We start from the raw sequence: 9,914 nt of genomic DNA, 5'->3' as shown, positions 1-9,914 counted from the left end.
GCCGTGGATCGCCATAGGTGTGATGAGCGCCTGCAGTCTCATCTTCCCACCACGGGTGACGTGGAGCCAGATGGAGATGCCTCCTCAGGAGCATTTTCGGCCGGCCGGTGAGCCGCTGTTCGGCGGCGCGCTCTTTTCGTACGACGTGTTCAATTTCGCTTGCGACGACTCGACCAAGAGCCGGCTGGATGTGTACGTCTCCTTTGCCAACGATGTGCTCCAATTCGTGAAGCTTGCCCCCGATTCCTTTTCCGCCGCCTATGAGGTGCACGTCTTGGTCTACGACCGCAAGAAGAACCTCGTCGCCTCGCGGAGCCGCACCGGCAGGCTCCTGGTCCGTACGTTTGCCGAGACGAATTCCTGGACCAGTCTCACCACCGAGTGCATCCAATTCGAGCTGGAGCCCCAGAGGTACCAGGTGGCCATTGGCCTCACCGATTTGGACACGCGCAAGACCATGGAGCGGCGGCGCGACGTGGAGCTGCGGGAGTTCAGCCGGACAAGGGTGCACATGAGCGATATTGTCTTTGCCGACACTTTGCAGCTGGTCAACGGGCAGGTGAGGCAGATGGTGCCAAACCTGCTCCGTACCTTTGGCTCGCCCAAGTCCCAGTTCAAGGCATACTGCGAGGTCTACCCACCGGAGGGAGTCGACTCCGTCGAGGTAACCTACGAAGTGTTCGATAGTCGGCAGCAGAGTGTTGGACAGGAGAGGCAGGTTTTCGCGGGCAAGGGAGGAGCACTGCCTTTGGCCATCGACCTGCGCAGCATGGTGCAGCAGCCAGGGCGCTATGAGCTGGCCATTCAGGCGCGAAGCAAGAGGGGGCGCGCCACGGTCAAGTCGCGTTTCGCCGTGCAGTGGGGGACCCTGAGCTTCCGCGATACCAACATCGACCTGGCCATCGAACAGCTGCGGTACGTGGCGCACAAGAAGGATATCGACGCGATGCTCGCTGCTACTCCTGCCGAGCGAGAGATGCTCTTCGAAGACTTTTGGCGGCGCCGTGACCCCACGCCGGGCACAGAGCGGAACGAGTTGCGCGAGGAGTTCTTCCGGCGTGTGGATTTCGCCAACCGGCAGTTTACTGTGCTCCTGAGCGAGCGGGACGGCTGGCAGACCGACCGCGGTCGCATCTACATCATCTATGACCCACCCACGGAGGTGGAGCGCGAGCCCACCCAACTGGATAGCCCTGCCTACGAGATCTGGTACTACCGGCATCTCAACCGGCGATTCGTATTTGCCGACCGCACCGGGACCGGCGACTATCAATTGGTGCGCTCCGAGTAAGATTGCCCTATGGGTAGGCCTCGGCCGTAGGGCGCGAATGTGGATAACTTGTGCAAAAGTGCCGCCCGGGTGAGCTCGGCATCGGGCGGGCGCGCATCCCCCCGCCGAAGGGCCTGAAGTTCAACCTCTCCGGAAATTGCACAAGAAAGGCTGCAGAGTACGGCTCTTTTTGCGCTTTGATTGTTAAGGAGTTAAGGGCACCAATGAATAGTCCCTAACGCTCTCCGTGAACTCTGCCCTTGTCGCTCCCCTGTCTTGGTGTGCAAAATATCGCCAGCTGCGCCCTCCACTTGGTTTTCGTCGAGTTAGCCTGTGTGGATAACTTGCCCTCTCCGCAGGCCGCCATGGCCGCGAGCGGGGCGAGGTGGGCGATCCGCAGCTTCTTTGGCGCTGACCGAACACCGACGGGGGTGAAACGAGCATGCGTCATTTCTTTCGGGTTCCAAGTCTTCAAATCGGCCCGCACGCCCTCTGGTGCAGGGTTAGGTGCTGTTCTTAGGGGCGTGAAAGGGGTACGCCTGCGCTCGCCAGAAGAGCGGGCGTGCGAAGCCTGAGCCAGCCGGCTGCTCTCGAGAAGGGGGGGCAGGTTCTCGGGGCAGGCGTCGGCAGAAACGGCAGGCGCGCCTTGGGGTGGACTCTTCCCTCATCGCGGAAAAGCCCCACCCCGGCTTGTCAGCCACCGGGCTTTCGACCGCAGGCGTGGGCGCAAATAGGGGTTGATTTTGAGGAAATATTTCAGTAGAATTGAGGCGCAAATGGCGTTGAGACTGCAAGTGTGGAGAGCAATTGTCAGACTGGATCCTTCTGCCTGTCTTCTTTGTCGCCCTGGTGGCGCTCATTGCTCTGGCTGAGGTAGTGCGCCGCCTGTTGCATGGTTCGGCTGAGGTTACGCGCAAAGCGGTGCATGTGTTGACCGGTGCGCTGGTGGCTGGCACACCGTATCTCTTCCACAGCATGGCTCCCATGGCACTGCTCGGGGGCTTGTTTGTGGTCGTCAATCTCGTGGCGGTGCGCAAAGGCCTGCTCAAGGGGATGCACGGCACACAACGGGCCACCTATGGCACGGTCTTTTACCCCCTCGCCTTCTTGATCCTATTGGTCTTGCTTTGGCATGATCACAAGAGCGTCTTTGTCGCCTCCATGCTCATCATGGCCTTTGCCGATGCCGCTGCGGCTATTGTAGGCGAAAACCTTCCACGGCCGCATGAGTACCGCCTTGGGCAGGAGAAGAAGTCACTTGAGGGATCGGCCACGATGTTCCTGGTGACAGGGGCGGTGGTAGTCGCGACAGGCCTTTGGTTGGGGCCGATGGATGGCTTTCGATTGACTCTCCCCGAAGTGCTGTGGATAGCGGCCGTAGTGGCAGCGGTGGCCACCATGTGCGAGGCTGTCTCGGCGTTGGGTTCGGACAATTTGAGTGTGCCGCTGGGCGCCGCCTTTGTGATGCACTACATGCTTACCCACGCGGGGGCAGACCGTGTTGCGTTCAGCGTGGGTGTGCTCCTCGCGCTCTTCGTCGCGGTCGCCTCGGTCAAGGCGCGCTTTCTGAACCCCAGCGGAGCGGCGGTCACCTTCGTGCTCGCCACGCTGGTGTTCGGCGTGGGACGGTGGCAATTTGCGGTACCCATTTTGACGTTCTTCGTGCTGTCCAGTCTGCTGTCGCGGCTGGGGGAGCAGCGGAAGCGTCTGGTGGTTGCCAACGCATTTGCGAAGGTGGGACCAAGAGACTTTGGCCAGGTTTTCGCCAATGGCGGCGTGGCAGGCATTCTGCTCCTCGTGTGGAACTATTTCCCTGAACCGTTGTGGTATGTCCTCTACGTCGCCTCGCTGGTGGCGGTGACTGCAGACACCTGGGGTACAGAGCTGGGAGTTCTGGGCAAGCAGGTCCCCCGTTCGATCCTCACATGGCGGCCTCTGCCCATTGGCAGCTCGGGCGGCATCACTTTGTTCGGCACACTGGGGGGCGCGTTGGGAGCGGTTGTGGTCGCTGGCTCGGCGGCTCTTGTGGGTGCTCCCGGACACACCATGGCATGGACGGCAAAGGCCCTCGCTGTCTTGGCGGTCATCGGCGTGGGTGCGAGTTTCGTGGACAGCCTGCTTGGGGCTACCGTTCAGGCGCAGTATCGCTGTCGAAGCTGTGGCAAGGTCACCGAGAAGAAGGTGCATTGCGGCGAGGCGACTGAGTTCCTGCGGGGTCTGCGTTGGGTGAACAATGATGTTGTCAATGTCGCGTGTGCGGTGAGCGGAGTGCTTTTGGCATGGGCGTTCCGCAGTTTTCTCTGGTAGGGAACAGCTTTAGGCGTGGAGGCATGGAGCAATGGAGGACGAGATGACCACTATCGTTGACGTTTTCGCACGAGAGATACTCGATTCACGTGGTAACCCCACCGTCGAGGTGGACGTGACCTTAGAGTGTGGCGCTGTGGGCAGGGCAGCCATTCCCTCAGGTGCCTCCACCGGCGAGCATGAGGCGGTGGAACTGCGCGACGGCGACCCTGCGCGGTTCAAAGGAAAAGGCGTCACCAAGGCGGTGGCCAATGTGAACGACGTCATTGCCGAACACATCATCGGCGAGGACGCCACCCAGCAGGCGATCATCGACCGCATGCTCATTGACCTTGACGGCACCAAGGACAAGTCCAAGCTGGGCGCCAATGCCATCCTTGGCGTGTCGCTGGCGGTGTGCAAGGCGGCTGCAGCGGCGTACGAGCTCCCCTTGTACCAGTACATTGGCGGCGTCAACGCGCGCACTCTGCCGGTGCCCATGATGAACGTGATTAACGGTGGCTCGCACGCCGATAACAACGTCGACCTGCAGGAGTTCATGATTGTGCCGGCCGGAGCTCCCAGTTTTGCGGAAGCCTATCGCATGGGCGCCGAGATCTACCACAGCCTGAAGTCGGTTCTCAAGAGCAAAGGGCTCAGTACCGGTGTCGGCGACGAGGGTGGCTTTGCCCCCAACCTCAGCTCCAATGAAGAGGCACTGCAGGTGATCATGGAAGCCATCCACAAGGCCGGCTACAAGGCGGGCGAACAGGTGTTTCTTGCCTTGGACCCGGCGGCCAGCGCCTTCTACGACAAGGAGAAAAAGGTCTACGTCTTGGCTTCAGAGAAGCGGAGCCTGAACGCCGAGCAGATGGTGGCTTACTACGAGGCACTGGTCAAGAACTACCCCATCTATTCCATCGAGGATGGCATGGCGGAGGATGACTGGGAGGGGTGGAAGCTCATGACTGACCGCCTCGGGGGGAAGATTCAGTTGGTGGGGGATGACCTGTTCGTGACGAACATCGAGCGGCTGCGCATGGGCATCGAGCGGGGCATTTGCAACGCCATCCTCATCAAGCTGAATCAAATCGGCACCCTCACCGAGACGCTGGAGACGGTGGAAGTGGCCAAGCGCGCGGGATATCGGGCGGTGGTCTCGCACCGCTCCGGCGAGACCGAGGACACCACCATCGCCGATGTGGTGGTTGCCACCAATGCCGGCCAGATCAAGACGGGAAGCCCCTGTCGCACGGACCGGGTGTGCAAGTACAACCAGCTGCTGCGCATCGAGGAGAGTTTAGGCGAGGCGGCACAGTTTGCTGGACTGGCGGTAGTGTCGAGACGGTAATCTGAGGGGCCAGGCCCCCTGGCCCCTGGTGCCTTGCGAGTGGCGGGGAGAAAATTGCTGGTGGATAGGCGCCGGCGCAGGGTACGACCCCGACGCCGCATAAACGTTCGTCGCTTCCTCTACCCGCTGATCCCGATCGTCCTGGCGGTGATCTACCTCAGCGGGAGCGCGGGCTTTGTCAACCAGTACCGCCTGGCGCAGAAGAAGCGGCAACTGGAGCAGAGGGAGCGGGAGTTAGAGGCGCGCAAGGCGGAGCTCCAGGCAGAAATCGACCGACTCCGCCACGACCGGGCATACCTGGAGAAGGTGGCACGCGAGGTTTATGGCTTGTGCCGTCCTGACGAAGTCGTTTTCATGATGAAGTTGCAGGACGAGGACTTTTGAGGCGCGGAAGTGGTGAGCGACGGTAGCGCGACACCCAAGTTGAAGGATGTGGCCGGCAGGCGGCAGCCATGGCGCAAGGCCCTGCGGACCCACTTTCTCACCGGGCTGGTGGTCATCGTGCCGTTGGTGCTCAGCGTCTTTGTGCTGTACAAGCTTTTTCTTGCCATCGATGGCCTGTTCAAGGGGGTAGTGGGAACCTTCCTGGCGCAGCGCCTGGGTCTGACCATCGGTGGGCGTCCGATCCCCGGACTGGGGTTCGTCGCCTTGGTGCTGCTCATCTTGCTGACGGGGGTGGTGGCCCGCAACATCCTGGGGCGCAAGCTTATTGCCGCGGGTGAGGATTTTGTCGCCCGCGTGCCGCTGCTGAACAGAGTCTACAAGACTTTTCAGCAGATTGTGCAAGCCTTTGTTTCGGACAAGAGGGAAGTCTTCAGCAAAGTTGTGCTTGTTGAGTATCCTCGCAGGGGCTTGTACTCTGTGGCTTTTGTAACGCAGGACACCAGGGGGCCAGTCCAGGAGGCCTTGGAGCCGGACGTGTACAGCGTATTCCTGCCGACCACGCCCAATCCGACCTCCGGCTTTCTGCTCTTTGTGCCCAAGGAAGAGACGATTGAGCTGGGGCTCTCGGTAGAAGAGGCCCTGAAGCTGGTCATTTCAGGTGGTACCATCTCCGTGCCGGACCGCGCCGCTTTCGGCAAAGCAGGGCGCACTGTCGCGAGCCTTCGCGTGCGCAATCCGTCATTTCCGCAGGCGGCGGCAAGTAAAGGCGACCGCCCCGCGAGGGGACGTCACAAGAAGCTCACCTCTTGATGCCCGGTCGGTTCCACATGGCAATAGCCTGCGCCGTCACCGCATGCGTCCCCGCGCTTGGGTGTACGAGCGCGGAGGCACAGCAGCTGTTTTTCCCCACAGGATTTGCGCGTACCCCCAGTACGGTCTCCTTCCGCCAAGATTTGAACGCCTACGGGTGGTTGTACGACCTCGGTTACCACTACGGCAGAGGGCGCCTGCTGCTGGGGATGCGCGAGCGCTTCCAGGCCTCCATGCTGCGCGTAGGCCTGGGAGAGGACAAGTGGAAGGACGACCAGAACTTAGAGGCCTTGGCTGCCTACCAGCTCGCTCCGGGTCTGCGGCTTTCCCTCCGGGCGACATCTTCTGCCTTCGTCGACAGGCAGTCGGGTTTCCGCAACGACGTTCGCACTGACTATCTCGGGGGCAACGTGCGCGTCGGGATCACGGACCGGATGTGGGCCGAAGCGTCGCTGGGGAGTAAATGGGACCAGCGCTTCGATCGCGCCGACTGGGGCCTCACTTACGGCACGCGGCTCGACATAGACCGAGCGCTGCTCGGAGGATATGTGAACACGCTCCAGCTCGAGCTTGGCGGCGACCAGTTTCCGGTGCGAACAAATCGGGACCTGGCACTGGGCTACGCAGTCTGCCGGGAGTTCGCCCCGGGCACTTCCGATTCGCTGCGCATCGCCCTGAGCAACAGGCGACGGGACAACTACTTTTCGCCAGCAGGCGACATCGAGACCTATGAGGAGCGTCCGGCTGGCATCTACAACCACCTGACTTATCGCCTTTCCCCCAACCTCCACCTAAGTCTGCAGAACGCGGCCAGCTATCGCGAGGTGGAGGTGTCGTTGCGCGAGGAGAGCAAGGTGAGGGACCGCCGTCGCCGCCGCGACCAGGAGTTCGAACACTGGGTGGGATTGGACTTTGCGCGGGGAGCAGCCTCCTGGCGCACCCTCGTGGGCTACTGGGCGCAGGACCAACGTTACGACATGCCAGTGACCAAGGCGCCATCACCCTTTTCGCCCCGCGCTGCCTTCGTCACGCCAGAAAATCGCTCGTCACGTCTGACGCTGGTCAACGAGGCTGGCCTGGGCTTGGCCGCTGACTCACTCGCGGGCCGTTTCTCGCTGAGTCTGCTCCGCTACGATACTCCAGATACGAATAACTTTGACGACCGCGATGAGCTGCGCATCAGCGGTTCCTTCTTGCTGCAACACTTCTTCTCGTCACAGCTGAAACTTCAGCTCATGGCCAGCGTAAACCTCTACCACATGGTCTACCTGTTTGCCGAGCGCAGCGCCGACAACAATTGGAACCGGGTATTTCGCCTCACCACACGCGGGTTCTTTGCTCCCACGCCAGAGTTGTCCTTCTATCAGTCGTTCGAAGTGCTGGCCAACTATGTGGCCTACGACTTTGAGCAGACGTTCGAAGAGACGAGGAGCTTTGTTTTCCGCAAGTTCGTGGCAGACGACTCGTTGAACTGGCAGCTCAGCAGCCGTTCACGGCTCTATGCGGAGTCACGTTTGTTGCTGGAAGAGAACGGGCGCCTGTACTGGGAGCAGTGGGCAGAGCGGCCGCTTGTGTCCCGCACCAGCCTCTGGGTGCGCCTGGCATGGAAATATCACCTCACCCGCGCCTTGGAGCTGGCCCCCGGGTTTCTCTACTATCGCCGACAAGGGTGGCGCCACGCGGTAACCAGTCGGCAGGCGTGGCTGGAGGAAGAATACGAGCGGCATTTCAGCCGGGGACCGGTGCTGTCGGTGGAATATGCGGCGCCCTCCGGGCTGCGCCTCCAGGCCCGCGCAACGAGGCGCAGGGTCCACACCACTGGGCAAGTTCCGCACACGCTCAATAGCGTCGACCTCGGCCTTACCTGGCTGTTCTGAGGGGTGAGGGAAGGGCATTTGTGAAAGAGCGTCCTCACAAGACCTATGCCATCGCTGTCCCCAGCGATCCCGGACACATCGCGGAGGTCGAGCGTCTTGCCGAGCGGGTTGCCCACGAGCTGGGGTTTGCCGAGGATGATGCCGATAGCCTGTCCATTGCCGTCACAGAGGCGGTGAACAACGCCATGCACCATGGCAACAAGTTGGATAAGAAGAAGAAGGTGCAGGTGCGTTTCGAGCTCTTCGGGGAGAGGGTGGTCGTGCATGTGAGCGATGAGGGGCAGGGTTTTGACCCTGCCAAGCTCCAAGATCCGCTGCGGCCAGAGAATGTGCTCAAGGACAGTGGCCGCGGCATCTTCATCCTTCGCGCTCTCATGGATGACGTTCAGTTCTGTTTCTCGCCCACAGGGACCGAGGTTGTGCTGGTGAAACGGAAAGCCCGCAGGTGAAACGTTGCAGCCGCCTTTCGCGAAGCCGAGAGAGGTTGCTGAGCGTGCCCCTGCGAGCATGCCCGGTTGCAGCCAGGGAAATGAGGAGGACCAAGCAAATGTGCCATGAAACGAGAAGCGCGGCGCCAAGGTCGATGCTGGTACAAGTGATGGGGGTGTGCCTGCTGGGCGTCTTCTTGGTTGTGAAGTTCGGCTCTGCGCTGGCGCAGTTCGAGGTCCCGCCTCTGCACCCGCCCGAGATCTTCGGGGAGGATAAACCGGTGTCGCTGACCCCTGCGCCGCGGTTCAACCGGGTGGAGGGGCTCTTTCTGGGCGCACACCTGACTTTGCGGCCGATGCGCCGTCTCGGGCTGAGCTTTCCAGTGACGGCCGGGTACGGATTCACCAATAAGACCTGGCGCTATTCCGTGGGCGTGCAGCAAGGGTTTTGCAGAGGGGAGCGACTGACGATCGGTGGCGCTCTGTTCGATGAGACTGCTTCCAACGATGGCTGGCGCCTGCGGTGGGTCGAGAACTCGCTGGCCGCATTGCTATTGAAAGAAGACTTCATGGACTACTTCGGCCGGAAGGGTTGGCAAGTCTTTGTGAACGAGCGCATCGGCGGGCGCCATAATGCCCGAGTGGTGTACTCCACTTACGACTACCAGGACATGGGCGAGGAAGAAAGGCTTGCCGGTGCCCTGTTCGGCGGCAAGAAGCGCTTCCGTCCCAACCCGCATGTCAGCGAGGGGCAGGAGCAAAGTGTGAAGTTCATAGTGGAGTTGGATTGGCGGGACAGCCCCTTGCTCCCCTTCGAAGGGACGTTGGTGCAGGTTATCTACGAAAGGACCTGGCAGGACTTTGCCACGGACGGCCTGTTTCTAAGCGTCATGCATTTTCGCCCCACCTTTGGCAGTCAGCGGCTGGTGCTGCGTACCATGCTAGGCGCGCGCTCCGGGAGCTTGGCTCCGCAGCACCTCATGAGCCTCGGCGGCGTCGGAACGTTGCGGGGATTTCCTGAGCGGTGTCAGGCGGGGCAGAACCTTGCGCTCTTCAACGCCGCGTACTACTTTGGCGGCGATCTGTTCCGCATGCTCACTGGCCGTCGGGCGCACGGCCGCGAGCAGCTTTCTTTGGGCCTCTTCTTCGATGCAGGCTCGGCCTGGGGCACAGAGCGGGTGAAGGAGAGTCTTTTCAGCGACCTTGATGGCTACAGGGTCCTGGCCGACGCCGGGCTTTCCCTCCTCATTGCCGATGGCGTGGTGCGCGTGGATTTTGCCCGCCAAGTGCGAGGTGGAGACGGCTCATGGCGAGTCACCATGCGCTTGCTCAGTGCTTTGTGAAAGATGGGCAGCCCGGGGAACAGAGGTCTGTTGCTTGTGCTTGCAGTGCTGCCGAGCCTGTCGGCCGTGCCGTGCCGCAGCCAGCAATCGCCCGCCGATAGCCTGCGCATTCTTCAGATCGTCGTGTCCGGGAACGAACACACGCGCGACTTTGTCATCTTGCGG

8 protein-coding genes are annotated in these 9,914 nt (G+C 61.4%); all 8 read left to right on the top strand.

Annotation, left to right across the window (positions count from 1 at the left end; all coding sequences use genetic code 11):
- The first annotated feature begins 70 nt into the window (after nt 1-70).
- The 8 genes from H5U38_06595 (at nt 71) to H5U38_06560 (ending at nt 9,749) form a co-directional block, all read left to right on the top strand.
- On the top strand, nt 71-1,291 hold the full coding sequence (locus tag H5U38_06595) for a GWxTD domain-containing protein (protein ID MBC7186687.1): 1,221 nt from the start codon (nt 71-73) through the stop codon (nt 1,289-1,291).
- A 786-nt stretch (nt 1,292-2,077) separates the two neighbouring features.
- Nucleotides 2,078-3,577, top strand: a complete 1,500-nt coding sequence (locus tag H5U38_06590) for a DUF92 domain-containing protein (protein ID MBC7186686.1) — start codon at nt 2,078-2,080, stop codon at nt 3,575-3,577.
- A gap of 43 nt (nt 3,578-3,620) precedes the next feature.
- On the top strand, nt 3,621-4,907 hold the full coding sequence (gene eno, locus H5U38_06585; protein MBC7186685.1) for a phosphopyruvate hydratase: 1,287 nt from the start codon (nt 3,621-3,623) through the stop codon (nt 4,905-4,907).
- 60 nt (nt 4,908-4,967) lie between these two features.
- Nucleotides 4,968-5,291: a septum formation initiator family protein gene (locus H5U38_06580; GenBank protein MBC7186684.1), complete on the top strand. Its 324-nt coding sequence runs from the start codon at nt 4,968-4,970 to the stop codon at nt 5,289-5,291.
- 9 nt (nt 5,292-5,300) lie between these two features.
- On the top strand, nt 5,301-6,101 hold the full coding sequence (locus H5U38_06575) for a DUF502 domain-containing protein (protein ID MBC7186683.1): 801 nt from the start codon (nt 5,301-5,303) through the stop codon (nt 6,099-6,101).
- Entirely contained in the window at nt 6,101-7,978 is a 1,878-nt protein-coding gene (locus H5U38_06570; protein ID MBC7186682.1) for a hypothetical protein, read from the top strand. Before H5U38_06575 ends, H5U38_06570 begins: the two co-directional genes overlap by 1 nt.
- A 20-nt stretch (nt 7,979-7,998) precedes the next feature.
- Nucleotides 7,999-8,427: an ATP-binding protein gene (locus tag H5U38_06565; GenBank protein ID MBC7186681.1), complete on the top strand. Its 429-nt coding sequence runs from the start codon at nt 7,999-8,001 to the stop codon at nt 8,425-8,427.
- 134 nt (nt 8,428-8,561) lie between these two features.
- Nucleotides 8,562-9,749, top strand: coding sequence for a BamA/TamA family outer membrane protein (locus tag H5U38_06560; GenBank protein MBC7186680.1), 1,188 nt, complete (start codon nt 8,562-8,564; stop codon nt 9,747-9,749).
- The last annotated feature ends 165 nt before the right edge of the window (nt 9,750-9,914 follow it).

The organism is Calditrichota bacterium, from assembly GCA_014359355.1.
Taxonomy (GTDB): Bacteria; Zhuqueibacterota; Zhuqueibacteria; order JANLFK01; family Oleimicrobiaceae; genus Oleimicrobium.
This window is presented reverse-complemented; position numbering and strand designations above follow the sequence as displayed.

Excerpts from the sequence above, each read along its gene's own strand:
- H5U38_06595 (MBC7186687.1), top strand. The coding sequence starts at position 71 with ATGGAGATGCCTCCTCAGGAGCATTTTCGGCCGGCCGGTGAGCCGCTG.
- eno (MBC7186685.1), top strand. The coding sequence starts at position 3,621 with ATGACCACTATCGTTGACGTTTTCGCACGAGAGATACTCGATTCACGT.
- H5U38_06570 (MBC7186682.1), top strand. The coding sequence starts at position 6,101 with ATGCCCGGTCGGTTCCACATGGCAATAGCCTGCGCCGTCACCGCATGC.
- H5U38_06560 (MBC7186680.1), top strand. The coding sequence starts at position 8,562 with ATGCTGGTACAAGTGATGGGGGTGTGCCTGCTGGGCGTCTTCTTGGTT.